This is a genomic window from Actinomadura luzonensis, assembly GCF_022664455.2.
In the GTDB taxonomy this organism is placed as follows: domain Bacteria; phylum Actinomycetota; class Actinomycetes; order Streptosporangiales; family Streptosporangiaceae; genus Nonomuraea; species Nonomuraea luzonensis.
In genome coordinates this window covers 366,693-391,522 of sequence record NZ_JAKRKC020000002.1, presented here as the reverse complement: position 1 = coordinate 391,522, position 24,830 = coordinate 366,693, and the positions used below count along the sequence as shown (strand labels likewise).

Below are 24,830 nucleotides of genomic sequence, written 5' to 3'. Positions count from 1 at the left end.
CCGGCGGCACCGGCCCGGGGCCGGCTATCCGAAGGCTCGGTGGAGCTGGGTCATGGTCCGCTCGACGCGGCTCTTGTTGCCGACGACCACGTACGTCTCGTAGTGGAGCTTGTCCCCCTTGTCCACGGCTCCGCCGGGGCTGGTGACCTGGATGGTGTTCTCCTGGAAGTGGCCGTTGTAGTCCATGGGCGGGCGGGTCATCGTGTAGTAGTAGCCCTTGGCGCCCAGGACCTCCGGCTTGACGTACATGCCGAGGCAGTAGTCGCCGTCGCCGGTGCAGCGCACCATCGGGTCCTTGCTCGCGCGTGAGTCCGCGGGCTCGGGCGACAGGCGGCCGGTGGTGAGGCCGTAGGAGAAGACCTTCGTGAAGTCCGGCTGCAGGTAGGCGACGAGGACGCCGTCGAAGTGCTCGTGGCGTTCGTCGTCGGAGGTGAGGGTGGCCGCGGCGCGGAAGACGTTCTCCAGCTCGGGCGCGTCGTGATCGGGGGCCAGCTCGACCTCGGTCTGCAGCCAGTACGGTGACAGTCCCATGGTGAACGGCGACCGCTTGTCCTGGAAGTCGGCGCTGCGGCAGCCGCCCCAGCCCGGCTTCGTGTCGGCGAGGGTCACGAACATGGCGGGACGCCCCGCGGTGCGGATGGAGGCGCCGGAACCGGCCATCGTGTAGAGCGCGCTCGTGCTCGGGCCGTGGTAGGGGGGCGGCTGGTCGGCGTCGTCCTGGCGGCTGCCGGCCTGGGTGGGGTTGTAGCACTCGCTCGCCTCCCCGCCCTTCTGCCAGGCGTGGAAGGCGTACTGGAAGGCGGCGCCGTGGCCGCCGCTGGAGATGAACTCCTTGTCGTTCACCTTGACCGACGCGATCGCGCCGGCCAGCGCCGTCGACGTGGTGACCGCCAGCCGGTTGCGCTTGTCGACCAGGACGGACGCCGTGACGTCCTGGAACGTCCGGTCCCAGTTCTTCTTGGAGGCGCAGGCGGACTTGTACGTGAGCACGAAGTCGTCGTAGCCCGGGCTGCTGCGCGGCGGCGCCTCGCACGGGCCGGCGGCGGCGACGGCCGTCGCCGGGGTCACCACTGCGGTCATGACGGTGACCGCGGCCAGGACGGCCCCCTGTCGGATGGATCTCATGCCGGCATTGAACCGGTATCCGGCGATGCGGCGGGAACTGTTCGAGAAATGGGAAAGTGTCGGCACCTGATGTCGTCCGGTCAGCCGCCGGCCGGCACGGCCCTCTTGAAGACCATCAGGCAGCCCGGGGCGTGCCGGTCGAACTCCACCGTCTCGTCCTGCAGCTCGACCATGGGCGTGAACCCGGCGAACTCCCATCCCTGCGCGCCGAGCTCGTCGAACTGCCGCTGCAGCTTCGACCGGGTGACCTTGCCGCCGAGCCGCCTCAGCTTGTACTCCCACACGTGTCCCGTCTCCCTTCCGCGTCCAGCCTCATCACGATAAACGATCATGCCCGGTCCGGGGGGCGCGAGAAGGGCCCGTGCAGCGCGGCCCATTGCAGCAGCATGATCGTCTTGGCGTCCGCGATGCCGCCGTCGCGGACGAGGCGGAGGGCGTGGTCGAAGCCGAGCTCGACGACCTCGATGTCCTCGCCCTCCGCGGCGATCCCGCCGCCCCGGGAGGTGCGGGTGGCGGCGTCGTAGGGGGCGGCGTAGAAGTGCAGGCGTTCGGTGATCGAGCCGGGGCTCATGTAGACGGTGAAGACGTGCTCGACGTCGCCGATCGCGTGGCCGGTCTCCTCCTCGGCCTCGCGGCGGACGGCCGCCTCCGGCGTCTCGTCGTCGAGCAGCCCGGCGGCGGTCTCCAGCAGCATGCCGTCGGCGTGCCCGTTGACGTAGGCCGGGTAGCGGAACTGGCGGGTCAGCAGGACGGTGCGGCGGGCGGCGTCGTACAGCAGGACCGTCGCGCCGTTGCCCCGGTCGTAGGTCTCCCGTTCCTGGGTGCTCCAGCGGCCGTCGGCGTGCCGGTAGTCGAAGGTGGTGGTGCGCAGCACGTACCAGTGGCAGGACAGCAGCCGCACGTCGCGCACCCGGACCCGGGGGTTGCCGGTGAGGTCGCGGCCCGCCTGGTCCAGGCCGGTGCGGCCACGGCGGTCCGGCTCGTCGAGCCCCGCGGTCATGACGCCGCGCCCGGCGGGACGCGGACAGGAAGGATCATCACATGGCACGACTATAATGGGCAAAAGTCGGAACAAGCAAGGAGGAACGTGCATGCTGGCCGCCCAACGCAGGGACCTGCTGCTGGCCCGGCTCCGGAGGGACGGCCGGATCGTCGCCAAGGACCTCGCCGCCGAGCTCGGCCTGTCGGAGGACAGCATCCGCCGCGACCTGCGCGACCTGGCGGCGGCCGGGCTGTGCCAGCGCGTGTACGGCGGCGCGCTGCCCGCCTCTCCCGCGATCGCCGACCACGCCACCCGGCAGAGCATCGAGGTCCCCGGCAAGCAGCGCGTGGCCGCCGCCGCGGCCGCGCTGATCGAGCCCGACAGCACGGCGATCCTCGACGGCGGCACCACGGCCCTCGCGGTGGCCCGCGCCCTCCCGCCCGGCCTGCGCGCCACGGTCGTCACGCACAGCCCGACCGTGGCCGCCGCCCTGGCCGGCCACCACGACGTGGAGGTCTACCTGATCGGCGGGCGGCTGTTCAAGCACTCGATGGTGGCCTGCGGCGCGGCGGCGGCGGAGGCGGCCCGCGGGGTCAACGCCGACGTCTTCCTGCTCGGCGTGACCGGCGTGCACCCGGAGGCCGGGCTGACCACGGACGACGCCGACGAGGCCGCGATGAAGCGCACCCTGGCCCGGCAGGCGGCCGACACCTACGTGCTGGCCAGCTCGGAGAAGATCGGGGCGGCGTCCCGGTTCGCCGTGCTGCCGCTGACCCGGGTGGCCGGCGTCGTCACCGACGCCGACGCGGGCGACGCGACGGTGCGGGCGCTCGGCGTGCCGGTCATCCACGCTGCCTGACCGGTCGCGGCGCAGCCGTCCTGCACGGTCCTGCACGTTTCCGAGACGGCCCTCACGCGGAAGCGATGTCCAGGACGGCGCGCAGAGCGCCGCGGACGGCGGGGATCTGCTCGGCCTCGCGGTGGTGCAGGACGTGCAGGGCCCTGGGCCGCACGTCGAGGGCGGGGCGCACGACCACGCGCGGGTCGCGGGCGGCGTCCAGGGCCAGCTGGGGAAGCAGGCCGACGGCCAGGCCGCGGGCGATGAGCGCCTGGGTCAGGACGTAGTCGTCGGTGCCGTGGCGGATGTCGGGGGTGAAGCCGGCCAGCTCGCAGGTCTGCAGCAGGTGGGCGGTGCACCGTTCGCAGCCGCCGATCCAGGTGTCGCCCGCCAGCGCGCGCAGGTCGAGTGGCGTGTCCGCCGGGCCGGCGTGGGGGTGGGCGGGAGGCAGGACCAGCCGGAGCGGGTCGTGCCCGGCCGGGATCCTGGTCAGCTCGCCGTTGCCGGGCGGGCTCTGGCCGGCGTGGGTGAAGGTGATGGCCAGGTCCACCTCCCCGGCGGCCAGCAGGGCGAGGGCCTGCGGCGGCTCGGCCGCGCGCAGCCGCACGTCGAGGCCGGGGTGACGGTCGGCGAGCAGGCTCATCGCGGCGGGCACGAGGGTGGCGCCCGCCGAGGGGAACGCGGCCAGGCGCACGGTTCCGGCCCGGAGCTGGACCATCGCCTCCAGGTCGGCGGCCGCGGCCTGGAGACGGGTGGCGATGGCGTCGGCGTGGCGCAGCAGCGCCCGGCCCGCCTCGGTGAGCTGGACGCCGCGCGGCCGGCGCAGCACCAGGGGGGTGCCCGCCTGCCGTTCGAGGTGGCGCAGGTGCTGGCTGACGGCCGGCTGCGTCCAGCCGAGCGCGCGGGCGGCCGCCGCGATCGACCCGGTACGGGCGATCTCCCGGAAGATCAGCATCCGCTGCACGTCCATGCCATAAGTATGGCTTGGGGGTCGGGCAAGAAGTACAGGGCTACCTATGGGCAGGCGCCGTCCGGCACGCTGGGGCCATGATGCGAACGATCGGCCTGCTGGGCGGCATGAGCTGGGAATCCTCCGCCGAGTACTACCGGCTGCTGAACGAGGAGACCCGCGAACGCCTGGGCGGCCACCATTGCGCCAGGAGCATCCTGCTGACCGTCGACTTCGCCGAGATCGAGGCGATGCAGCGCGAGGGGAGGTGGGACGAGGCCGCGGACGTCCTCGCCGAGGCGGCCGCCGCCCTGGAGCGGGCGGGGGCCGACCTGGTGCTGCTGTGCACGAACACCATGCACCGGGTGGCCGGCGCGATCGAGGCGGCCGTCGGCGTGCCGTTCGTGCACCTCGTCGACGCGACCGCGCGCAGCGTCACCGCGGCGGGCATCACCAGGGTGGGCCTGCTGGCCACCCGTTTCACGATGGAGATGGACTTCTACCGCGAGCGCATGCGCCGCCACGGCGTGGAGGTCGTGGTCCCGGAGGAGCCCGACCGCACGATCGTGCACGACGTCATCTACCGGGAGCTGACCCGGGGCCGGATCGAGGAGTCCTCCCGCGAGGAGTACCGGCGGATCATCGCGGGCCTCGCCCGGCGGGGCGCGGAGGGGGTGATCCTGGGCTGCACCGAGATCACCCTGCTGGTCGGCCCCGGCGACAGCCCCGTCCCGGTGTTCGACTCCACCCGCATCCATGTCGAGACCGCCGTCGAGCTGGCGCTCGGCGCCCCGGCCGGGCCGCCCGCCTGACATGCTGTCTACACTGTAGACTCAAGCTACATCGTAGACAGGAGAGACATGGCGATCGACAAGGTCGAGGTGCCCGGCGCGCTGCTGCACGTCGAATGGGCCGGTGACGGGCCCGCCCTGCTGCTGATCCCCGGTGGCGGCGGCGACGCCGGGATGTACGCGGAGGTGGTCCCGTTACTGGCGCGGACCTTCACGGTGATCACCTACGACCGGCGCGGCAACTCCCGCAGCCCGTTCACCGACCCCGCCGCCTCGGTCGCACCCGACCGCCAGGCCGACGACGCCGCCGCCGTCCTCGACCACCACGGGGCGCGGCAGGCGTACGTCTTCGGCAGCAGCGGCGGCGCGATCATCGCCCTGGAGCTGGTCGCCAGGCACTCCCACCGCCTGCTCGGCGCGGTCGCGCACGAGCCGCCACTGGTCGGGCTCCTCCCCCCGGACGCCCCCGAGCGGCGCGAGCTCGACCACATCGCCCGCCTCGCCCGGGACGGACACCTGATGCGGGCCTACGCCGCCTTCGGCGCGATGACCCTGCCGGACCCGCCGCGGCTCTTCCTGTCGCCCGCCGGCCAGGCCGTCATCGCCGCCGCGACCCACGTCATGCTGGCCGCCGGCGACCTGGCCAGGAAGGTCAGCGGGCGCGAGCCGGACCCGATGACCCGCCAGCTCCGCAACGCGGAGCTGGCCTTCCGCCGCGAGCTGCCGGCGGTCTGCCTCGACCACCGGCCCGACCTGGCCGCGCTGGCCGCCGCCACCGCGCCGTGGTGCCTGGCCACCGGCCGCGACAGCGCCGGCAAGCCCTACTACGCCCCGGCGCACGTGCTGTCGCGGCGCCTCGGCATACCCTGTGCGGAGTTCCCCGGCGGCCACCTCCCCTACCTGCACCACCCGCGGGAGTTCACCGGCACGCTCACCACGATCCTGGAAGGCTTCGCCGCATGACCGCCGACCCTGGCCCGCCGAGCGGGCTGCCGGAGCCGCCCACCCGGCCCGCACTCACCCGCGAGTACCTCGCCCTCGCCGCGCTCGCCCTCATCGACGCGCACGGCCTGCGCAAGTTCTCCATGCGCAAGCTCGGCACCGCGGTCGGCTTCGACCCGATGGCCGTCTACCGCCACTACGACGACCAGGAGGCGCTCTTCGACGGCGTCGCCGAGGCGCTCTTCGACGAGGTCGACGCCGGCAGCCTGCCCTGGGACGGCCCCTGGCGGGAGCTGGCGCGCGAGTACTGCACGCGGCTGCGCGACGTCCTCCTGCGCCATCCGCACGCCGTCCAGGTGTTCGCCACCCGTCCGGTCCGCTCCCCCGCCTCCATCGACACCGGCGTCCGGATGCTCGCCAAGCTGCACGCCGACGGCATCCCCCCGGCGGACGCCCTGCGCCTGGCGCGCTGCCTGCGCGAGTTCACCGTCGGGCACGCCCTGTCCATCGCCGTGGCCCGGCTCGGCGCGGAACGGCGCAGCCGCAAGCCCGAACCCGGCAGCCCCGGCTACAACCTGCTGGCCGAGGCCGCCGACGCCACCGCGCTCGACGACCACTTCGCGCTGGGGCTCACCGCCCTGCTGCGCGGCTTCCGGGCCACCGGCTGACCGGGCCCGCCACGCGCGCCGGTCGCGTGCGCCCCGTCACGGCGGCAGGCGGAGCGCCAGCACGGCGATGTCGTCCAGGCCGCTCGTCGGGAGGCCGCTGACCACCAGGTCGCAGAACCTGTCGACCGGCTCGCCGGCGACCGCCTCGGCCTGGTCGCGCAGCCGTGCCAGGCCGGCGTCGAGATGCTCGCCCGGCCGCTCGACCAGGCCGTCGGTGTACAGCAGGAGCGTGCTGCCCGGCGGCAGCGGCTCCGTCTGCGAGACGCGCGGCCCGTCATAGGGGACGCCGAGCAGCGGGCTGACGGCGTCCTCCAGGAACCGGCCCCGGCCGTCGGGCGAGACCAGCAGCGGCGGCGGGTGGCCCGCCGAGGCGAACCACAGCCGGTGACGGCCGTCGAGCCGCTCCACGCGGGCGTAGACGCACGTCGCGGTGACCTCGTCCGACAACGAGCCCATCGCGATGTTGAGCCGGGTGAGGATCTCGCCCGGCGGTTCGCAGCGGTCCATCGCCAGCGCCCGCAACATGTTCCGCAGCTGGCTCATCGCGACGGCGGCGCTCAGGTCGTGGCCGGACACGTCCCCGATCACCAGGGCCGGGACGCCGTCGGGCAGGACGAAGGAGTCGTACCAGTCGCCGCCGACCTCGGCCGCGGACGGGCTGGCCCGGTAGCGGGCCACGATGCGCGGGCCGGGCAGCCGCGGCGGCTCGGCGAGCAGGCTGTACTGCAGGGCGAGCGCGATCTGCTGCGCGCGCTGGAAGCGGATGGCCCGGCTCAGGGCGTCGTGCGCGTGGTCGAACATGCGGCTCAGCAGGTCGATGTCGTCGCGGCTGGTCGCCGGGCGGTCGCCGCACATCACCACGCCCACCACGGCCGGCACCGACCCGTCCACCACGACGGGCAGGACCAGCATGGCGGTGGCGTCGTTCGCCGCCAGCCACGGCAGCGTGCCCGCGGGGGCGGCCTCCGGCGGGGGCGAGCCGGCGGGGAACGTGACCAGCCGGGGCCGCCTGCTCCGCACGGCCTCGGCGAAGGCGTTGTCGTCGGGAAGCTGCTCCTCGCTGTAGGGAGGCAGCCGCCGGATGCCGGAGCGCGCGGCGGTGGCGAGCCGTTCGATGACGAACGAAGGGCCGCCGGGCCGTTCGCCGGGCAGGTCGGTGACCAGGTAGACGCCGCAGCCGTCGGCGAGCTCCGGCACGATGACGCCGGCCAGCGCGGCGAGCATCTCCTCCAGGCTCCGCAGCCGCGCGGTGGCGGCGGCGGCGCGGTCGAGCAGGCGCCGGCGCCGCTGCTCCTGCCACTGCTGCTCGACGTCGATGCAGGTGCCCACCAGCTCCACCACCTCGTCGTGCTCGCAGATCGGCAGGGCGCGGAGCTGGAAGTGCCGGTAACCGCCGTCGCGGGTGCGCAGCCGGTAGACGTGCTCCCACATCTCGCCGGCCCTGGCCACCGCCCGCGCCCACGACCGCACCGTGGCCGGGCGGTCGTCGGGGTGGACCGCCCGCAGCCAGCCCTGCCCGCGGTACTCCTCCCACGACTGCCCGGTCACCCGCTCCCAGCTCGGGCTCGGCTCGGAGACGTGGCCCCTCCTGCTGGTCACCCAGAAGATGTCCGCGCTGACCCGCATCAGGCTCTCGTAGCGGCGCAGGACGCGGCGGCGTTCCTCGGCCAGGTCCCGCACCCGGTGCGCGGCGGTGACCTGCTGGGTCACGTCCATCACCACCGCGAGCACGCCGTGCTCGCCGCCGCCGAGGGCGACCCGCGAGAGGCTGAAGGTGAAGAACCGCTCCCCCGCCTCCCAGGCGCCGGGTATCGGCACCGCCGGCTCGGCGACGCCGACGTCCGGCTCGCGGGTGGCGTAGACGCGGTCGAAGCGCGGGCGGTAGTACGGCAGGACGAAGGCGGCGAACGCCTCTTCGAGCGGCATCCCGCTCTGCGGATTGCTCACCACGGACCGGTACACGGCATTGCTGTAGATCAGCCGGTGCTCCGGGCCCCGCGTCACCGCCACCCCGGCCGGCGCCGGGTCCAGCATCCCGAGCGAAAGCCCGCTGCTCCCGCGCTCCGCGACCTCCATCGTGACCTCCCCCGAGGGCCACAAGCTCCTTCAGCCCTACCCAGGGACGGCGAGCCCCGAACCGGGCGGGCGGCACACGTCGAACGGCTCCACCCCCGGCAGGTACGTGCGCCACTCCCCGGCCGTGAGCCGGCGGCCCGCGCGCTCGCACACCGCCGCGGCCACCCGCCGCTCGTCGAGGTCGAACGTGCGCAGCACCCCGTCCCCCGTCAGGCTGAGCAGCCGCTCGCCGTCGGGAGAGAAGGTCAGCGAGACGGCGCCGTGGGTGTCGTCCGTCAGGCCGTCGAAGACGATCCCCACCGGCTTCATGCTGCGCGGGTCCCACAGCCGGATCCGCGGGCCGCTCTCCAGGCCGGCGATCAGGCTGCCGTCGGGCGACCAGGTGAGGATCTGCGGGTCGCTGTCCGGCAGGTAGGGGAAGGAGCCGATCCTCTTGGTGAGCGTCCCGTCCCAGACGGAGGGGCTGTCCAGGCCGGAGAAGACGATGCGGCGGCCGTCGCGGGTGACGGCGAAGACGCCGCCGATCCGGCTCGCCTCCGGCGACACCGGCACCTCGGCGCCCGTCTCCACGTCGATGACGTGCGCGGGCGCGTTCCACGCCAGCGCCCTGCCCCGGGGGAGGAAGTCCCACTCCGGCGTTCCCTGGCCGGGCAAGGCCGAGGCCGTCCCCCGTTCGAGGTCGCGCAGCTCCGGCGGCAGCGTGCCCTCGGGTGAGGACGGGCGGATGAGCAGCTTGCGGCCGTCCGGGCTGACGCTCAGCCCGTCGGCGCCGACGGCCCGCCTGTCGGCCGGCTCGAACTCCGACGTCACCCGGCCCGTGCCGACCTCGACGACGCGGATCTTCCTGCCGTCGGCTAAGAACAGGCGGGCGCCGTCCGGGCTGAACGTCATGGCCGAGGAGGAGCCCTTCGAGCTCAGCGGCGCCACCAGGGGGCGGCCGGTCGCCGGGTCGAGCAGTTCGAGCCGGTCGTGCCGCTTCACCGCCAGGACCCGCGCCGACGGGGAGAGGAGCAGGTCGCTGTCCTCGAAGCCGGTCAGCGACCGGTCGAACAGGTAGGAGACGTCGAGCGTGGTGACCGTGCCGGCCACGTCCACGACGCGGACGACCTGCCCGCCGGTGTCGAAGCGGATCTGCTCGGCGAACTCGGGCAGGGCCTTGCGCAGCATGCGCTCGCCGTCGGCCAGCCGCCGGATCTCCAGTTGCCGGGCGTCGGACCACAGCGCGAGGTAGCGCCCGCCGAAGACGAAGGCGAGCGCCTGTCCCTGCCCGCCGTCCGCGATCATCGTGGTGTTGCCGTACTCCAGGGAGAAGAGGCGGATCACCGGGTTCAGCGCGCCGGGGACCTCCTCGACGGTCGCGAGTCGCCGGCCGTCGTCGCTGAACCCGGCCTCGGTGACGGCCCCGCTGCGCGGCAGCCAGCCGGCGGGCAGGCGTTCGCCGCGGCGCAGGTCCCACAGCTCGGCCTTCTTGCCCGAGCCGTCCGCCACGAAGCCGAGGCGGCCGTCCGGGCTGACCGCGGTCACCGCGCCCCCGCCGGGCGTGCGCACCTGCTCGCGGGCGGCGACGTTCCAGACCACCTCGCCGGCGGGGCCCGACGGGACGCTGAGCAGGCGGCCGGTGGCGTCGAAGTCCAGGCGCCCGAGGTTGCCCGCCTTGCCCGCCTCCGTGGCGAACCAGCCGCCGCGCGGATGGCCGGTGGTGATGTCCCACAGGCGCACCCCCTGGCCGCCCTGGACGGCCAGCGTCCGCCCGTCGGGGCTGAGCGCGGCCCGGGCCGGGCCGTCGTCGCCCAGCCCGGCGAGCCGGAGCCGCTGGAGCGGCCGCCCGGCGGCGACGTCGGTGATCGTGGCCTGCCCCTGCTCGATCGAGACCTGCCTGCGGCCGTCCAGGCTGAGCCGGTTCAGCCCGGCCGGGGAACGCGGATAGGCCACGTGCGTCGTGTGGGCGGACCGCGCCTCGTACAGCGCGCCCCGCGTCTCGGGCAGGCCGGGCGCGAGCCGCCAGGCCGCCACGGCGAGGAGCCCGGCCGCCTCCGGCTCGGCCTCGCGCAGGTCGGCGGCGCGCAGGGCCAGCTCCCGCGCCTGCGCCTCGGTACGGCGGGCGTCGGACTGCCTGCGCAGGTACTCGGCCGCGCCCAGGCCGCCCAGCGCGAGCACCAGCAGCACGGCCAGGGTCGCCGCGAGCACGCCGCGCTGCCTGACGCGCCGGCGCGCCTGCCGCGCGGCCGCGTCGAGGAAGTCGCGTTCCCTGGGCGTCAGGGTGAGGTCCTCGCGCCCGGTGGCCGCCCACTGCAGGGCGTGGTCCAGGTGGGTGCCGTGCAGCAGGTCGGCGGGCCGCCTGCCGTGGACGTGCCAGACGGCGGCGGCGTCGGCGATCCTGCGGTGCACGGGCAGCCCGGCGCGGTTGGCGTCCACCCAGTCGCGCAGCCGGGGCCAGGCCCGCAGGACGCCCGGCGCGGCCAGCGTCCAGCCGGTGCCGGACCTGGTGACGATGCCGGCCGCGGCGAACAGGTCGAGCAGCGTGTCCACGTCCTTGCCGGCGGGCAGTTCGTCGCGTTCGGCCCGCCGGAGGGCGTCGCCGTCGAGCATGCGCAGGAACACGTCGGGCACGCCGGCCCGTTCGCTCTCGGTGAGCTGGCCGTAGAGCTCCTCGGCGATCTCGCCGAGGTCCGGCTCCGGCGCGCCCTTCAGCGCGCCGGCCAGGGTGCCGCCCCGCGCCAGCGGGTCGTCCTGCTCGCCGTGGCCGCCGCCGCCGAGCAGGCGGCGCAGCACGTCCTCGGCGGCGGGCCGGGCGGCGGGGTCTCTCGCCAGGGCGGCCGCCACCAGGCCGGCGAGCGGCTCGGGCAGGCCAGTCACGTCCGGCCGGTGGCCGAGCACCCGGGCGAGGACGGACATCGGGTCGCCGGGCGCGACGGCGTCCGCGCCGCGGGCGGCGAACAGCACCACCAGCCCCCAGGCCCAAAGGTCGGCCGCCCGGCCTGCGCCGCGGCCCTCGAACACCTCCGGCGCCATGTAGTTCGGGGTGCCCACCATCGGGCCTCCCGTAGTGGGGGCGCCCATGGTGGGGCCGGCGTCACGGGCCACGCCGAAGTCGATGACGCGCGGCCCGTCGGGGCCCAGGATGATGTTGTCGGGCTTGAGGTCACGGTGCACGACGCCGGCCCGGTGGATGGCGGTCAGCGCGGTGGCCACGCCGACGGCCAGGCGGTGCAGCGCGTCGCCCCGGTACGGCCCCGCCTCGGCCACCGTGCGGCGCAGGCTGCGTCCGGGGACGTACTCGCTGACGATGTACATCGGGGCCTCCTCCACCTGGGCCTCGATCACCCTGGCGGTGCAGAACGAGGCCACCCGCTGCGCGGCCGCGGCCTCCTTGGCCAGCCTGGCCCGCGACTCGGCGCTGTCGAACCTCGGCACCTTGATCGCCACGCGCTCGCCCGGCTCCGCGTAGGCCTCGTACACCACGCCCTGACCGCCCGCGCCCAGCCGGCCCGCCAGCCAGTAACGCCCCAGACGGTGCGGGTCGGACGCAGTGAGCGGTTCCATGGACGTGCCCTGCCTCTCTGCGGCGCCTCGGCGGTGGCCGCGTCGCTGCGGGATCGTACGGGGCCGTTGTTGAGGCCGTGTTGAGTATCCGTCAGGCGGCGGAATCCCCTTCTCGCCAGGAGCCCCTGTTCCCGGGGTCCAGGTGCTGGAGTCCCGGGAACGGGGGCGCGGCCGGGTCAGGGCCGGCTGTCGAGCCATTCCCGGAAGGTGGGGCCGACCAGCTTGGCGTGCGGGCCGGGCAGGAAGGCGCCGCCGGCGGCGAGGGCGGCGTCGGGCAGGTCCGCGCCGTCGACGGCGACGACCTCGACGCCCCGGCGGGCGCCGAGCAGCCGGCCCACCTCGGCCAGGCTCTCCCTGCGGGGTCCGGCGATCTCGGGGATCGGCGTGCCGGGGCCGGCGGGGGCGGTGGCCGCGGCGACCAGTTCCTCGGCCACGGTGCGGGCGGCCACGAGCTGGGTGGGCAGGGCCGGGAGGTACGCGACGTCGCCCTGCCGCCAGTCGAGGAGCTGCCCGACGAGCTCGTGGAACTGCGCGGCCCGCAGGACGCGGACCGGCAGCGGCCCGGACAGCAGCAGCTCCTCGTGCACCTTCTTGGCGGCGAGGAAACCGGCGGTGGCCCGGTCGGCGCCGATGATGGACGCCACGGTGATCCGGGCGACCCCGGCCCGCCGGCCGTGGTCGTGCAGGTTGCGGGCCGAGGCGCGGAAGAACTCCGTCGCCGCGTCCTGGTCGGAGGAGTGCCAGGAGGCGACGTCGATGATGACGTCGGCCCCGGCGAGGGCTTCGGCCAGGCCCTCGCCGGTGACGACGTCCACGCCGGTGGCGCGGGACATCGGCACGACCCGGTGCCCTCGTTCGGTCAGGACGTCCACGACGTGGCGGCCCAGCCGCCCGGTCGCGCCGGCCACCGCGAAGGTGGTGATGCTGCTCATGCTGGTGTGCCTTTCTTACGCGCTGTAGTTCTGGCCGGGGGGCATGCCGGGGATGGGCTTGGCGATGAGGGCGGCGGGGGTGAAGAAGCCGATGTGGGCGATCGCCATGATGAGCGACCACATCTCCCGGTCGTCGTAGTGCGCGGCCGCCCTGGCGTACAGCTCGTCGGGGACGCGCTCCCCGGCCGGGTTCGGGGTGAGGACGGCCTCCACCAGCTCCAGCGCGATCCGTTCGGCGGCGGTGAAGCAGGTGGCGTCCCGCCAGGTGGCGACGGCGGTGATGCGCTCCTCCGGCTCGCCGAGGCCGCGGAGGCTGCCGGTCTCGCGGACGGTGAAGTACGTGCTGCCGAGCAGCTGCCCGGCGCGCAGCTGCAGCAGGTGGACGGTGGCCGGCGGGATCACGCCGTTGCGGAGCGCCTGGTGCAGGCCCTCGCCGACCTGCGCCAGCTCGGGCAGGAAGGGGAGGGGGCTGGGCATGCGCGACCGGCGGGCGGTCGTGGCGGGTGTGGCGGGTGTGGCGGGTGTGGCGGGTGTGGCCATTTCGGCGATCTCCTCGTTCGTGGGTGTCGGACGACCACGAGACGGCGGCGCCGCGGTCCCCGTAACGGCCGGGCGCTGTGACGAAGGACACCTGCCGCGGCTGTTACGGCCCGGCGGGGACCGGCGTCCTGTGCGTGTGGCAGCATCGACGACCGACAGGCAGGAGCCGGACATGAGCCAGCACGGCGGACGAAGCGCCGATCCCGGCGGCCCCGCGGACCCCGCCACCGAGATCTTCGTCAGGCACCGCAACCTGCTGTTCACCGTCGCCTACGAGATGCTCGGCTCGGCGGCCGACGCCGAGGACGTGCTGCAGGAGACCTGGCTGCGGTGGGCGGACGCCGACCTCGCCGCCGTGCGGGAGCAGCGCGCCTACCTGGTGCGGATCGTCACCCGGCAGGCGCTGGACCGGCTGCGCGCGCTCGGCCGGCGCAAGGAGTCCTACGTCGGGCCGTGGCTGCCGGAGCCGCTGCTGACCGCGCCCGACGTGGCCGAGGACGTCGAGCTGGCCGAGAGCGTCTCGATGGCGATGCTGCTGGTGCTGGAGACGCTGCAGCCGGTCGAGCGGGCGGTGTTCGTGCTGCGCGAGGTGTTCGACCTCGACTACGACGAGATCGCCGAGGCCGTCGGCAAGAGCCCGAACGCGGTCCGCCAGCTCGCCTACCGGGCCCGGGCGCACGTCGCGGCCCGCCGGCCGCGCGGCGGCGCCTCCCCGGCGCAGACCCGGGCCGTGCTGCGGGCCTTCCAGCGGGCGGTCGAGACCGGCGAGCTGCAGAGCCTGCTCGACGTCCTCGCGCCGGACGTGGTCGCGCTGAGCGACGGCGGCGGCCTCAGGCACGCGCTGCCGCGGCCCGTGGTGGGGATCGACGCCGTGGCCCGCCTGCTGGCCGTCGGCTGGTGGAGACGCGACGCGGAAAGGACGGCCGAGCTGGTGCAGATCAACGGCGGCCCCGGGCTGCTCGTGCGCGTCGGCGGGGAGATCGACGGGGTGGTGGCGGTGCGGGTGGACAACGGTTACGTCACCGGCGCCTACCACGTGCGCAACCCCGAGAAGCTGTCGCGCGTGCGGCGGGAGACCGCCGTGACCCGCTGACCTCAGCCGTGGACGATCTGTTCCAGGCAGTCGCGGAACAGGTCGTCGACGGTCCGGCCGGCCTCGAAGTACTCCGTCACGCCGGCCATCACCGTGGGGTACGCCGTGGCGTAGGCGGCCAGGTCGAAGCCGTCCAGGGCGTCGGCGTCGGGGCGGCCGGCCTGTTCCTCCAGGACGTAGCCGACGGTGAAGCGCAACACCGTCAGCACGATCAGGCGGGCCCGCCGCAGCGGGATGTCCCGCCCGACCAGCGTGCTCATCGCCAGCTCGGAGATGGCGGCCATCTTGAGTGACAGCTGGGAGGCCGCGATGATCCGGGCCCCGTCCGGGTGGGCCAGCAGCGCGTGGCGCAGCCGCCCGGCCAGGCCGATCAGCCAGTCCTGCCAGCGCTCCTCCGGCGGGGGCGAGGTCAGCTCGGGGAACTGCTGCTCGAGGATCGCCTCGGCGATCGCGGTGACCAGCGCCGCCTTGTTCGGGATGTGCCAGTAGAGGGTCGGCGACCGCACGCCGAGCCTGGCGGCCAGCTTGCGCGTGGTCACGCCGTCGAGACCTTCGGCGTCCAGCAGTGCGACGGCCTCGGCGACGATCCGCTGCTTGTCCAGAGCCAATCCCTGCACCTCCCTCCCGGAGTCTATCAGTGATAGAGTCCTCTATCGGTGATAGAGAATCACCCGCCGGAGGAGGCAACGATGAGAGACCAGCACGTGCTCCGCGACCTGCTGCACCGGGCGGCCCACTGCGTTCCGGGGGTCCCCGCCCACCTCGATCAGCCGGCCGGGCACCAGGGCCGGGCCGGGCACGGCCACGCGAGGCGGCGCCCGCCCGCGCGGCACCACGGGCCGGGCGGCTCTCCTCGCGTCCTGGTGGCGTGGCAGACGCGGATCGCCCGCCTGTTCGGGCAGGAGCCGAGATGAAGGCGGCGGTGCTCCACGAGATCGGCGGCGTCCCGCGCTACGAGGACTTCCCCGACCCGGTGGCCGGCGACGACGAGGTGATCATCGAGGTCAGGGCGGTCGCCGTCGAGAACGTCGACAAGGCGATCGCCGCCGGCACGCACTACGCCGGCCGGACGTACGTCGGCCGGCTCCCGGCGATCCCGGCCTTCGACGGCATCGGCGCCCTCCCGGACGGCACGCTCGTCGGGTTCGGCGGCGTCCGCCCGCCCTACGGCGCGCTCGCCGAGAGAACCGTCGTGCCCCAGGGCTCCTACGTGCCGATCCCCGGCGGCCTCGACCCGGCCGTGGCGGCGGCGATGGCCTCGGCCGTCACCGCGATGTCGATGCGGACGGCCGCGGGGTTCGCGGCCGGGGAGACGGTGCTGGTGCAGGGCGCCACCGGGGTCGCCGGGCGGCTCGCGGTCCAGGTGGCCCGGCTGCTGGGCGCCGGCCGGATCGTGGCCACCGGCCGCGACGACGACCAGCTCCGCGAGGTGCAGGCCCTCGGGGCCGACACCGTGATCAACACCGCGGTCCCCGACGAGGCGCTGGCGCAGGCGTACCTCGACGCCAGGGGGGACGGCTACGACGTCGTCATGGACTACCTGTGGGGCAGGCCCATCGAGATCCTGCTGCGCGCCCTGGTGCCGCGGTCGTTCGCGTTCGGCAAGCCGACCCGGGTGGTCCAGATCGGCGAGTCGGCCGGCGCCGAGGTCACCCTCGCCGCGTCGAGCCTGCGCACCTCCGGGGTGGAGGTCTTCGGCGCGGCCAAGGGCCTCGACCCGCAGCGCATGGACGAGGCGTACCAGCAGGTCGTGGCGTGGACCCGGTCCGGCGAGCTCACCTTCGGCGTGGAGCGGGTCCCGCTGAGCGACATCGAGACCGCTTGGCGGCGGACCGACCTCAAGGGCAGGCGCCTCGTCGTCCTGCCCTGAGGTCGCCGCACCAGGGATGATCGCCAGTCGGGCCTGAGCTCGGCGGCGACGGGCGGGAGCGGCTCACGGCCAAGGGTTCACGTCCACGAGCACGCTGCCCCCGTTGTCGCCGAGCGCGCGGTCGGCGTCGTTGATGCGGAGGTGCAGGCGCGCGGGACTCTTGAACGGGTTCTGCCAGAGCCCGCCGGCGCCGACCGGGAAGTAGTGCTCCTGGCCATCGGGCGCGACGAGCTTGCCGAGCAGATAGCCGTAGGGTTTGCCCGAGTCGTACTTGTAGCCGGGGGCGATGAGCCGGTCCTGCTCCGGCGGATAGCCGTTCGGCCCCACGTACGGATGGTTGACGTGGTCGACCGACCAGGTGTTCTCCCCCAGGTCGCTGATGTTGAACTTGCCCTTGATGTCGATGCCGCTGTCCTGCCAGCCCTTCGCCGCCTGCACCCGCACGGTGAAGTCCTTCTTCGCGCACGACGTGGCGGTGAGGCTGATCCTGGTGGCGTTGTTGGTCTCGGCGGACTCCGCGACGGCATTCTTGGGGTCGACGTTCACGACGAGTTCGTGCGCGCCCTCGGTGATCTTCCCCCAGGTGTACTTCCGGGTGACCTTCCTGCCGGCTGCGACATTCGGCTGCCCGACGGTCACCGTCCGCCCGTCGGCCGACCATCGGATCCCGAAGTCACCGCTGTCCACGCCGCCCTTGTTCGCGACGGTGACGCGGATGTCCGGTGAGCTGCCCGCGCAGATCGCGCCCTTCGGCTGCACCACCGGCCGCGCCGGGACCAGGTCGGGCAGCTTCGCCTTGAAGAGGCCGGCCAGCCAGGTGCTCGCCGCTTCCGGGTACGTCGACAGGTACGCCTTCTCATGGATGGTGATCCCGTTCACCGGGGACCCGGTGACGAGGGCCTTCGTCTGCTCGACGGTCGCCGCGCAGACGATGTCGCCCCTGTGGCAGTAGGACCGCGCATGCGGGATCCAGGACGGCATCGTCTGCCCGACCAGGAGCAGCGTCTCGGGGAAGATCGCAGGCGCGATCGCGACCGAGCCGTTCTGCGCGAGCTTGACGAGTCGGAACAGCAGGCCGCGAACTTCGGAGTCCTGCGTCGTGGACGCCGCGTGCACCGCGAACCTGTCCTCCGGGTTGTAGAACGGGTCGGCGTAGAGCAGGATCGCCTTGATGTTCTTCCTGAAGGCCGGCGGGTCCTTCAGCGTCATCTTGGCGAGCGCCAGCCGCACGGCTCCGGCTCCCTGGCTGTATCCCGCGATCACGAATTCCTGCTCGGGACACTTACGCACCTGGACTTCCAGCTGGTGCCGCAGCATGGCCGCGCCCTCGGCCATCGAACCCGGAAGCTTGAGCCATCCGGGCACCGACGGCCAGCCGTCCTTCTTGAGAAGGGCGACCGCGCTGTACTCGATGGGCTCCGGCACTCCCACGGTCACCTTCTTTCCGACCAGCTTGTTCCGGAACCGGTTGAACGTGTCCGCCACCGACGGGCCCATGGTCTGCCGCGACTCGCCGGAGCCGCGCAGGCCGAAGAAATGGACCTGCGGGCACGCGCCCGCGGCGGCGGACGGCCGGGCGGCCGCGGGCGCCGCCGGCAGCAGACCGAGGAGAAGCAGAGCGGCGCTCAGGGTCCGAGGGACGATTCTCACCATGGGGGGTTTCCTTTCTGCACGACGCCGGCTGTCAGCGGCATATCTCGGTGAACGGCTCTCCCGGCACGTACCTGCGCCATTCCTCCTTGGTCAGGGAGCGGCCGGCGATGGCGCACACAGCGGAGAAGGGGTCCGCGGGCATCGCGACGTTCCACAGGCGGATGCGCCCGTCCGCGCCGCCGGAGGCGAGGACGGTGCCGTCCGGGCTGAAGGCCACATAGGTGAAGCCCTTGCCGTGGCCGCCGAGCGGGCCGCCCAAGGGGCGGTGCGTGCGGACATCCCACAGGCGGACGGTGCCGTCGCTCGCCCCCGTGGCGAGCGTCAGGCCGTCCGGGCTGAACGCGACTCCCTCCACCGAGCCCTCCGGGACGCTGATGGCGTCGCCGATCTGCCGGCGTCCCGCGACGTCCCAGAGGCGGACGTTGTCGTCGGCGGAGTCCTCGGCGGTGGCGAGGACCCTGCCGTGACGATCGAAGGTCAGGTCATTGGCACCGCGGTCGACGTTCAGCCAGACGCCGGACGGCGGCCGGGCGGTGACATCCCACAACCGAACAGACAGGACCGCGCCCGTGGCCATGTGCCTTCCGTCCGGGCTGAAGGCCACGGCGTTGATGTAGTTGACGTAGTCGTAGGGTTTGGGCACCTCTCGCTCGGCTCGCAGCGGATCGCCGATCGCCCTTCCGGTGCCGGCGTCCCACAGCCGTGCCGTGCCGTCGGTACCCACTGTGGCCAGGAGCCGTCCGTCGCGGCTGAAGTCGGCGCCGAGCACTTCGCCCTCGTGCGCCCTGGGCAGGCGGGCGGTGGAGCGGTGCGTGGCCACGTCCCACAGCCGGACGCTCCGGTCGTTGCCGCCGGTGGCCAAGGTCCTTCCGTCCGGGCTGAACACCACCGCGCTGACCTGGCCCTCGTGGCCGGCGAGCGCGGCGCCGCTCGGGCGATGCGCCGCCGTGTCCCACAACTGGACGGTCCCGTGCCGGCTGCCGGTCGCCAGCAGAGTGCCGTCGGGGCGGTAAGCCATCCCTGTGACGGCACCGCTCCGCTGCTCGAACGGGCTACCGGCGGGGTGGAACAGGTCAAGGTTCCACAGCCGGGTGGTGCCATCGGCACCGGTGGAGGCGAGAGTCCCGCCGAGCGGATGGAAGGCCAGTGCGGTGACGTTCGCGGTATGCCCCCGCAGCGGGTTGCCGAACGGCCTGCCGGTGCCGGCGTCTCGCAACTGGATGGTCCCGTCCTTGCCCGCCAGCCCCAGGGTGGCGTTGTCCGGGCTGAACGCCGCCGCGGTGACGACGGCGGGCCCCTTGAACGCGTCGCCGGCAGGGCGGCGGGTCCGCACGTCCCACACCCGCACGCCGTTCCCGGCCACGACGGCGAGCTTCGTGCCGTCGCTGCTGAATGCCGCGCTGGTGACAGGGCCCTTGAGCGGCGTGCCGAGCCGGCGACGCTTCTCGAGGTCCCACAGCTGAACGGGCCCGCCGTTGTCCGCGGAGATCGCCAGCATCCGGCCGTCGGAGCTCAGCGCCCGCACAGTGGAGCCCGGAGGTGCGAGGAAGGGTTCCCCGATGGGACAACGGGTCGCCACATCCCACCTCCGCACGGTTCCGTCCGAACTCGTGGTGACCAGGACGTCACCGTCGCGGCTGAACGCGACGGCGTTCAGCCTGCTGTCACCGTGCCTGAACTCACCGATCGCCCTTCTGAGCGGAACGTTCCACAAGCGGACGTAACCTTGGTCGTCCGCGGTCGCCAGCACGTCACCCCGAGGGCTGAAAACCAGTTCGTACGGCGTGCCCGGCTGCCCGGTGAGAGGGGCGCCCGTCATGCGGCGGGTAGCGGCGTCCCACAGGCGGATGGCCCCGTCCCCGCCGGCGGACGCCAGGGTGGAACCGTCCGGGCTGTAGGCCACGGCCCACACCATCGAGTCAGGCCATTCCAGCACCGCTTGCGCGGAGGTGGCGATCGTGGCGACCATGCCGTATCGGGCCTCGTCGGTGGGGCTGAAATGCCACGCGGTGGCGGCCAGCAGCCCGGACAGGACGGGATTCCGCTCTCTCAGTATGTCGCTCCATTGCGAGACACGGCGGGACAGCGTCTCCTTCCGCCGGATCTCCGCGAAGTGCCGCTGCACGAGGAAGGCAGCCCCGGCCACGAGAACGATCACCAGAAGCGGCGCGAGAGACCAGCGCGCGAGGGGCACGAAGTCCGGACGCCTCGCCTTCTTGGCGGCCTTCCGCCAATTCGCCGCCGGGACGATGATGACGCCCTCGCCCGCCTCGTGCGCCTTCTGCTCGTCCTGCGCGGGGACGATCACACGGGCGTTCTTTCCCGCCGCCCGCAGTTTGTGCCCGTATCCTTCGACCGATTGCATGTTGCCCAGGTCGTCGATCCTCCCGACGACCGTGTTGGAGCCGACGAGTCGCAAGACGACGGGATTGCGCAGGACTGATCGGTCCCGCAACCGCAATTCGTCGAGCAACACGGCGAACGCCGCGCCGAGAGACTCGCCGGAGATGGTGCCGACGGGCCCTTCCGCGTTCTCGATCGACCAGACCACGGTCCCCGGCAGCGTTCCTCCCGCCTGGGTCCACGCCCGGGTCAGGGCCAGCTGGAAATCCTGGTCCGCGGTGAACAACGCCATGCGTCTCGGGTCCGGCACCAGTGCTCTCGGCCACGAGCGGATCGAGGTGCCCGTCAGCCGCGCTTTCATGCCTCGGTCGCCGAGGTCGAACAGCACGTTGAGGCTCGCGCTCGGCCCTCTGAACGAGAAACGGCCGTCGAGGAACAGGAGCAGGACGGAAGCGGTCATGGCGGCCCCGGCGAGCGACGGATCGTCCTTGACGATCGCCGACATGGCCTTCATTCGTCTGCGCAGACGCTCGTCGCCGTTCCCGGCTCGCTCGGGTGGCTCCACCCAGGCGGATGACAAGGGCGAACTGTGCGCCAGGCTCCACCACTGCACGCTGGTCCGCAGGTGAACGAGCGCGTCCTCCTCGACGAGGCTCCGGGCCAGCCCCGCCGCGCTCCGCAGCGCGGGAACCGCTGCCGAGTCCTCACCCGTGACGGCGTAGCCGAGGCTTTCCAGGATCTCCGCGTCGACAATGGGGTATTCCGCGGGCATCAACTGGTTGAAGAAGCCGTGGAGCGGGGTGTCGCCTTCGTGGAGGTGTCGCAACGTCCCCCGATCGTCCGCCGCCACGGATCTCCTGAGCAGATGGATCAGCGGTTGAGCGGGCCCGACCAGGTGCCGGGTGATCCTGTTGACCTCTCCGGACGTGGTCGCCGGGTCGCCGTGCAGCAGCGCTTCGACCTGGCGGTCAGGGTCCCCGGCGGTGCTCATCGATTCCCCCTGAGCGTCTCGGCCACCATCGAGCCCAGCACGTGGCCGGCGGGGAGAGCCGCCGCGAGCTTCCGCCAGGGGCGCAGGCCCGCGCGCGTCCTGACCGCGCGCAAGGAGCGGTCGAGATCGGCCTCCGCCAGGAACCTCGCCTCCGCGACACCGATCGGCGGGCCCGACTGCTCGATCTCGAGCTCTGTGGCGAGGACGGGAATGCTCATGGCGCCCGCCAGACGGCCGGCGACGTCGCCGAGGGGGACGAAGTAGGCCTGAGGGCCGTCATCGCCCCGCACGTTCATCGGCACGATCATCACCTGGTAGAGCTCGCCGGCCAGCCCCGGGCGGCCGGGCGGAGGGGATGCCTCCACGCTGACCTCCATCTGGCCCGTGCTGGTGACGGCCAGATCGACCGTGAGGAGACCCCTGTCAAGGCGCCGCTCGTGCCTGCGGATGCCTCGATGGGTGTCGGCTGCGGCCGGCAAGCGGGCAGGCAGGCGGACGGCGTTCTCCTCCGCCGCGCTCGGCCCGGCTTCTCCGGCCAGTCGCGCGGCCGCTCGTGCCGACCAGTACGCCAGGAACGGATTCCGCACGGTGAGCTCGTCCAACAGCTGGGCCAGGACCCGACGCGTCGATCGCGGCATCCTGGCTACGTCCACCGTCAGCAGCCGGGCGCACAGGCTGGTTCCGCCCATCCGGACCACGATCGGATCGGCGGCGCGCAGGCCGGCTGCGAGCTGGTCCAGCGCCGCCGTGAACCGCGACCCGACCGGCACGAACCAGTGCCGCAGGCGCACGTCCGGCGGCGAGGAGGACCCCCGGACGGCGGCGATCACCTGATCGGCGAGCCGGGTGACCAGGTGCCACGGGAGGGTGTGGAAAAGTTCCGCCCGCGGCTGCCCCTCGTCGGCGAGCCGGGACAGGAGCAGGTGCCGCAGCGTCGCGTCCTCGGCGCTGATCACCTCCAGTTCACGGGGGTTCAGCTCGGCCTCGGGCCAGTGCCTCTCGATGTGTTCGACGATGGCCAGCCCCGCCTCGGTGATCGCGATCGGCTTGCTGGCCTCGCTCACTTCGACCACCGTCCGGCCGGTCTCCCGCTGCACCAGGCCGAGGGCGCCGTATCCGAGGCCGAGGTCGACGCGTGACCGCTCCCAGCCGGTCGAGAATTTCCGCGAGTGTCGTGCGTCGGCACGTTCATCCCCATCGTTGACGCCGGCGGACGGGTCCCACCGGGCGGCGCCCTCGCCTGACCCACGCACGGCGACGACCCAGTTGCTGAGCGGCCTATGCGTCATGGGAGCGCCCTTCCTGCAAGGTCTGCAGCAGGCGGCTCGCGGCCGGTCCCAGGTTCTCGGCCTCGTTCGTCGCGGTGGCCTGACGCGCTTCCGGGACGTACCGCTGCCAGAGGCGGGACAAGGCCGCTCGACGGTCCTCCGGGATCCTCGTGACGAGATCACCGGGAAGAGACCCCACCCACTTGGCCAGCTCGGTCACATCGGCATCGGGCCAGCGGACCTTGAACTTGAGGCCGCGCAGTATGATCTGCGCCTGCTCCGCCTCACTGCCCTCCCTGCAGAGGGGCACGATTCTTCTCGGGACCGCACGTAAATGGTCGATGCCGTGCCCCGTGGGGTCGATGACCACATGGTGGTACGGGTCGTAGTAGATGCCGTTGACGGTCAGGTCCCGGGTACGGGCGTCATCGAGCAGGTCGCCACCGGAGGCGGGGAATCGGAACCCGTTCTGGCTCAATGACTTGTACTCGAATATCCGCTCTCCATGCACGGTGGGAGCAATGGAGAACACTCTGGCGACGGAAACGCTGCTGCGGTGGTCCCCGAGCCCGGCCAGCGACAACAACTCGTCGACGACCTCGTACAGGTCGCCGAGCAGCATGGACCCGCAGAAGTCGAGGTCGTTGACCGCTCCGTCGGCGTCGGCGATCAGATCGCGTACCGCACCGCCGACAAGCCAGATCGGGTGCTCTCTCGCGATGCTCGTGTCGATGAGCGACCGGAGGAAGTCACCCACCTCGGTCCATGGTGGGATCACCGCTTCCACGGCGGCGGCGAGGCGCGGGGCGATCTCGCCGGCCGGGATCACGCTCTGCGGCGACAGCCGTTGCGCGGCATGCGGACCGGACCGCTCGACCCGGACGCCGTTCTCCTCATCGGAGCGTGTCGGCAGGCCGCGCGGCGGCGCCTGCTCACAGTTCTCGTCCCCTGCGAGCAGAAGCCTGTCGTTGCCCCTGCTGAACGGCTGGGGCTCCAGAGCGAAACCGAAGCCGATGACCTGCACCCCGTCGACACGATCACCTCGGGCGAGCGGACCGTTGCCGGAACGTTCGTACAACGCGCGGAGATCATTGACCTTGGACGACCCGGTCGGCGACATCACCATTGACATTCACCTTATCGAGGGAAATGACCTTTATCAGACGAGAATGGAGATAAGCTAAGCAGCGCGCTGTCGCAGGTGTGTCGCATGCGGCCGGGAGGGGCGCGACCATGCTTGACGATCATGTTCCGGACAGCACGAGAACAACGGGCCGTCTCCTTCGCCATTTACTCCTTGATCGCAAGGATTATCGAGCGTTGTGGCAACGGCACCAGCACCGCAGACCGGCGGCCGACGTCATGAACAAGCACGCCATCGCAATGGTCCTCAGCGATCACCTGGTCGATTCGGGAATTTTCTCCGAGTCGGAGACAAGGCTGAACCGCAAGCTCAAGGATCGCGTCGGCCGCGCGCTCGACGGAAAGATCCTGAGCGCGGAGACACTCAGCTGGTTCATCGACGCCTTCTGCATGACGCCGCACGACGAGCACATGCTGCGCGAGGCGCACTCCGCAGGGACGATCAGCGCCAACGTGCCGCTGGTGAACACGCTGAGACTGCCGCAGAAGCTGCCCATGCCGCAACGGCATCGGACCATCATGCTCTTCGAGCGGCGCGTCATCGACGCGACCGGGCGCGCCGTCACCCATCACTCCACGCACACGATCGTCGCGTGCGAGGACGGCGTCGACAGCTATCCGTGTTTCCCGTACTCCCGGGCATCCGACATCGTCGTGATCCATGGCGGACATCTCGTGGAAGCGCCGGACACCACGGCCGACCCGTCGGTCGCGACCATCGCCCTTTCCGTCTCCCTGAGCGAAGGGGAAAGCACCTCATTCGAATATCAGCGCAATTTCCATCCCAGCGCGGACGTCGATACCGAGTACCGGAGACTGGTGAACGCGCGGACCCAGAACATTGATTTCGTCGTCCAGTTCCATTCGCTGCACCTGCCGCGCCGGGTTTGGTGGGCGGTCTGGGACGACTATCAGGGCGGGCAGGTGGTGGAGCAGATGCCGGTGGCGCTCGACCTCCAGCACCGCGCGCACCGCTTTCTTCCGTACATGGAGAATGCCGTCGCCGGGTTCCGCTGGACATGGTGATCCGCGGCCGCGTCGAATCCGTCGGGCACCGGGAGGTCGTGCGCAGGCCGGGCGCAG

The 24,830-nt window shown here is 72.7% G+C and carries 21 protein-coding genes; 8 read left to right on the top strand and 13 right to left on the bottom strand.

Features of this window, described 5'->3' with window-relative positions; all coding sequences use genetic code 11:
• Nucleotides 1–24: 24 nt before the first annotated feature.
• The 3 genes from MF672_RS32025 to MF672_RS32015 form a co-directional block, all read right to left on the bottom strand.
• Complete coding sequence (locus tag MF672_RS32025; protein ID WP_242375784.1) at nucleotides 25–1,125, bottom strand: hypothetical protein; 1,101 nt, start codon at nucleotides 1,123–1,125, stop codon at nucleotides 25–27.
• 80 nt (nucleotides 1,126–1,205) lie between these two features.
• Nucleotides 1,206–1,409 (bottom strand): hypothetical protein, encoded by a 204-nt coding sequence (locus MF672_RS32020; RefSeq protein WP_242375785.1) that lies wholly within the window; start codon nucleotides 1,407–1,409, stop codon nucleotides 1,206–1,208.
• A 44-nt stretch (nucleotides 1,410–1,453) separates the two neighbouring features.
• On the bottom strand, nucleotides 1,454–2,125 hold the full coding sequence (locus MF672_RS32015; protein WP_242375786.1) for an NUDIX domain-containing protein: 672 nt from the start codon (nucleotides 2,123–2,125) through the stop codon (nucleotides 1,454–1,456).
• A gap of 91 nt (nucleotides 2,126–2,216) precedes the next feature.
• Here MF672_RS32015 and MF672_RS32010 point away from each other — a divergent pair, with 91 nt between their 5' ends.
• Nucleotides 2,217–2,966, top strand: a complete 750-nt coding sequence (locus tag MF672_RS32010; protein ID WP_242375787.1) for a DeoR/GlpR family DNA-binding transcription regulator — start codon at nucleotides 2,217–2,219, stop codon at nucleotides 2,964–2,966.
• A gap of 52 nt (nucleotides 2,967–3,018) precedes the next feature.
• Here MF672_RS32010 and MF672_RS32005 read toward each other — a convergent pair whose 3' ends face one another.
• Nucleotides 3,019–3,915, bottom strand: coding sequence for a LysR family transcriptional regulator (locus MF672_RS32005; RefSeq protein WP_242375788.1), 897 nt, complete (start codon nucleotides 3,913–3,915; stop codon nucleotides 3,019–3,021).
• A gap of 77 nt (nucleotides 3,916–3,992) precedes the next feature.
• Between MF672_RS32005 and MF672_RS32000 the strand changes: the two genes are divergently transcribed.
• Genes MF672_RS32000 through MF672_RS31990 form a run of 3 tightly spaced genes read left to right on the top strand, consistent with a single transcriptional unit; the run spans nucleotide 3,993 to nucleotide 6,295 of the window.
• Nucleotides 3,993–4,706: an aspartate/glutamate racemase family protein gene (locus tag MF672_RS32000; RefSeq protein WP_242375789.1), complete on the top strand. Its 714-nt coding sequence runs from the start codon at nucleotides 3,993–3,995 to the stop codon at nucleotides 4,704–4,706.
• A gap of 48 nt (nucleotides 4,707–4,754) precedes the next feature.
• Nucleotides 4,755–5,648: an alpha/beta fold hydrolase gene (locus tag MF672_RS31995; protein WP_242375790.1), complete on the top strand. Its 894-nt coding sequence runs from the start codon at nucleotides 4,755–4,757 to the stop codon at nucleotides 5,646–5,648.
• On the top strand, nucleotides 5,645–6,295 hold the full coding sequence (locus MF672_RS31990) for a TetR/AcrR family transcriptional regulator C-terminal domain-containing protein (RefSeq protein ID WP_242375791.1): 651 nt from the start codon (nucleotides 5,645–5,647) through the stop codon (nucleotides 6,293–6,295). Before MF672_RS31995 ends, MF672_RS31990 begins: the two co-directional genes overlap by 4 nt.
• A 36-nt stretch (nucleotides 6,296–6,331) precedes the next feature.
• Here the strand turns inward: MF672_RS31990 and MF672_RS31985 are convergent, their stop codons facing one another.
• From MF672_RS31985 to MF672_RS31970, 4 genes are all read right to left on the bottom strand, one after another.
• Nucleotides 6,332–8,371 (bottom strand): SpoIIE family protein phosphatase, encoded by a 2,040-nt coding sequence (locus MF672_RS31985; RefSeq protein WP_242375792.1) that lies wholly within the window; start codon nucleotides 8,369–8,371, stop codon nucleotides 6,332–6,334.
• A 36-nt stretch (nucleotides 8,372–8,407) separates the two neighbouring features.
• On the bottom strand, nucleotides 8,408–11,914 hold the full coding sequence (locus MF672_RS31980) for a serine/threonine-protein kinase (RefSeq protein WP_242375793.1): 3,507 nt from the start codon (nucleotides 11,912–11,914) through the stop codon (nucleotides 8,408–8,410).
• Between the two features lie 176 nt (nucleotides 11,915–12,090).
• Nucleotides 12,091–12,846, bottom strand: a complete 756-nt coding sequence (locus MF672_RS31975) for an SDR family oxidoreductase (RefSeq protein WP_242375794.1) — start codon at nucleotides 12,844–12,846, stop codon at nucleotides 12,091–12,093.
• A gap of 15 nt (nucleotides 12,847–12,861) precedes the next feature.
• A complete protein-coding gene (locus MF672_RS31970; protein WP_242375795.1) occupies nucleotides 12,862–13,386 on the bottom strand; it encodes a carboxymuconolactone decarboxylase family protein in 525 nt (174 codons plus the stop codon).
• A gap of 172 nt (nucleotides 13,387–13,558) precedes the next feature.
• Between MF672_RS31970 and MF672_RS31965 the strand changes: the two genes are divergently transcribed.
• Nucleotides 13,559–14,479, top strand: a complete 921-nt coding sequence (locus MF672_RS31965; RefSeq protein WP_242375796.1) for an RNA polymerase sigma-70 factor — start codon at nucleotides 13,559–13,561, stop codon at nucleotides 14,477–14,479.
• A 2-nt stretch (nucleotides 14,480–14,481) separates the two neighbouring features.
• On the opposite strand, the gene MF672_RS31960 is transcribed toward MF672_RS31965, so the two are convergent.
• Nucleotides 14,482–15,087: a TetR/AcrR family transcriptional regulator C-terminal domain-containing protein gene (locus MF672_RS31960; protein WP_242375797.1), complete on the bottom strand. Its 606-nt coding sequence runs from the start codon at nucleotides 15,085–15,087 to the stop codon at nucleotides 14,482–14,484.
• Between the two features lie 81 nt (nucleotides 15,088–15,168).
• On the opposite strand from MF672_RS31960, the gene MF672_RS31955 reads away from it, so the two are divergent.
• Complete coding sequence (locus MF672_RS31955; RefSeq protein ID WP_242375798.1) at nucleotides 15,169–15,393, top strand: hypothetical protein; 225 nt, start codon at nucleotides 15,169–15,171, stop codon at nucleotides 15,391–15,393.
• The gene (locus MF672_RS31950; protein WP_242375799.1) at nucleotides 15,390–16,349 is read left to right on the top strand and encodes a quinone oxidoreductase family protein; all 960 of its coding nucleotides are present in this window, start codon (nucleotides 15,390–15,392) and stop codon (nucleotides 16,347–16,349) included. Before MF672_RS31955 ends, MF672_RS31950 begins: the two co-directional genes overlap by 4 nt.
• A gap of 63 nt (nucleotides 16,350–16,412) precedes the next feature.
• Here the strand turns inward: MF672_RS31950 and MF672_RS31945 are convergent, their stop codons facing one another.
• Genes MF672_RS31945 through MF672_RS31930 form a run of 4 tightly spaced genes read right to left on the bottom strand, consistent with a single transcriptional unit; the run spans nucleotide 16,413 to nucleotide 23,730 of the window.
• Entirely contained in the window at nucleotides 16,413–18,002 is a 1,590-nt protein-coding gene (locus tag MF672_RS31945; RefSeq protein WP_242375800.1) for a cutinase family protein, read from the bottom strand.
• A 31-nt stretch (nucleotides 18,003–18,033) separates the two neighbouring features.
• Entirely contained in the window at nucleotides 18,034–21,336 is a 3,303-nt protein-coding gene (locus MF672_RS31940) for a WD40 repeat domain-containing protein (RefSeq protein WP_242375801.1), read from the bottom strand.
• Nucleotides 21,333–22,625, bottom strand: coding sequence for a hypothetical protein (locus MF672_RS31935; RefSeq protein ID WP_242375802.1), 1,293 nt, complete (start codon nucleotides 22,623–22,625; stop codon nucleotides 21,333–21,335). The genes MF672_RS31940 and MF672_RS31935 overlap by 4 nt, the downstream gene beginning before the upstream one ends.
• Nucleotides 22,615–23,730: a nucleotidyltransferase family protein gene (locus MF672_RS31930; RefSeq protein WP_242375803.1), complete on the bottom strand. Its 1,116-nt coding sequence runs from the start codon at nucleotides 23,728–23,730 to the stop codon at nucleotides 22,615–22,617. The genes MF672_RS31935 and MF672_RS31930 overlap by 11 nt, the downstream gene beginning before the upstream one ends.
• A gap of 107 nt (nucleotides 23,731–23,837) precedes the next feature.
• Here MF672_RS31930 and MF672_RS31925 point away from each other — a divergent pair, with 107 nt between their 5' ends.
• Nucleotides 23,838–24,773, top strand: coding sequence for a hypothetical protein (locus MF672_RS31925; protein ID WP_242375804.1), 936 nt, complete (start codon nucleotides 23,838–23,840; stop codon nucleotides 24,771–24,773).
• Nucleotides 24,774–24,830 lie beyond the last annotated feature (57 nt).

Bases quoted from the DNA above. Each gene is read 5' to 3' on its own strand.
- MF672_RS32025 (WP_242375784.1), bottom strand. From the start codon at position 1,125: ATGAGATCCATCCGACAGGGGGCCGTCCTGGCCGCGGTCACCGTCATG.
- MF672_RS32015 (WP_242375786.1), bottom strand. From the start codon at position 2,125: ATGACCGCGGGGCTCGACGAGCCGGACCGCCGTGGCCGCACCGGCCTG.
- MF672_RS32010 (WP_242375787.1), top strand. From the start codon at position 2,217: ATGCTGGCCGCCCAACGCAGGGACCTGCTGCTGGCCCGGCTCCGGAGG.
- MF672_RS32005 (WP_242375788.1), bottom strand. From the start codon at position 3,915: ATGGACGTGCAGCGGATGCTGATCTTCCGGGAGATCGCCCGTACCGGG.
- MF672_RS32000 (WP_242375789.1), top strand. From the start codon at position 3,993: ATGATGCGAACGATCGGCCTGCTGGGCGGCATGAGCTGGGAATCCTCC.
- MF672_RS31995 (WP_242375790.1), top strand. From the start codon at position 4,755: ATGGCGATCGACAAGGTCGAGGTGCCCGGCGCGCTGCTGCACGTCGAA.
- MF672_RS31990 (WP_242375791.1), top strand. From the start codon at position 5,645: ATGACCGCCGACCCTGGCCCGCCGAGCGGGCTGCCGGAGCCGCCCACC.
- MF672_RS31985 (WP_242375792.1), bottom strand. From the start codon at position 8,371: ATGGAGGTCGCGGAGCGCGGGAGCAGCGGGCTTTCGCTCGGGATGCTG.
- MF672_RS31980 (WP_242375793.1), bottom strand. From the start codon at position 11,914: ATGGAACCGCTCACTGCGTCCGACCCGCACCGTCTGGGGCGTTACTGG.
- MF672_RS31975 (WP_242375794.1), bottom strand. From the start codon at position 12,846: ATGAGCAGCATCACCACCTTCGCGGTGGCCGGCGCGACCGGGCGGCTG.
- MF672_RS31970 (WP_242375795.1), bottom strand. From the start codon at position 13,386: ATGGCCACACCCGCCACACCCGCCACACCCGCCACACCCGCCACGACC.
- MF672_RS31965 (WP_242375796.1), top strand. From the start codon at position 13,559: ATGAGCCAGCACGGCGGACGAAGCGCCGATCCCGGCGGCCCCGCGGAC.
- MF672_RS31955 (WP_242375798.1), top strand. From the start codon at position 15,169: ATGAGAGACCAGCACGTGCTCCGCGACCTGCTGCACCGGGCGGCCCAC.
- MF672_RS31950 (WP_242375799.1), top strand. From the start codon at position 15,390: ATGAAGGCGGCGGTGCTCCACGAGATCGGCGGCGTCCCGCGCTACGAG.
- MF672_RS31945 (WP_242375800.1), bottom strand. From the start codon at position 18,002: ATGGTGAGAATCGTCCCTCGGACCCTGAGCGCCGCTCTGCTTCTCCTC.
- MF672_RS31940 (WP_242375801.1), bottom strand. From the start codon at position 21,336: ATGAGCACCGCCGGGGACCCTGACCGCCAGGTCGAAGCGCTGCTGCAC.
- MF672_RS31935 (WP_242375802.1), bottom strand. From the start codon at position 22,625: ATGACGCATAGGCCGCTCAGCAACTGGGTCGTCGCCGTGCGTGGGTCA.
- MF672_RS31930 (WP_242375803.1), bottom strand. From the start codon at position 23,730: ATGGTGATGTCGCCGACCGGGTCGTCCAAGGTCAATGATCTCCGCGCG.
- MF672_RS31925 (WP_242375804.1), top strand. From the start codon at position 23,838: ATGCTTGACGATCATGTTCCGGACAGCACGAGAACAACGGGCCGTCTC.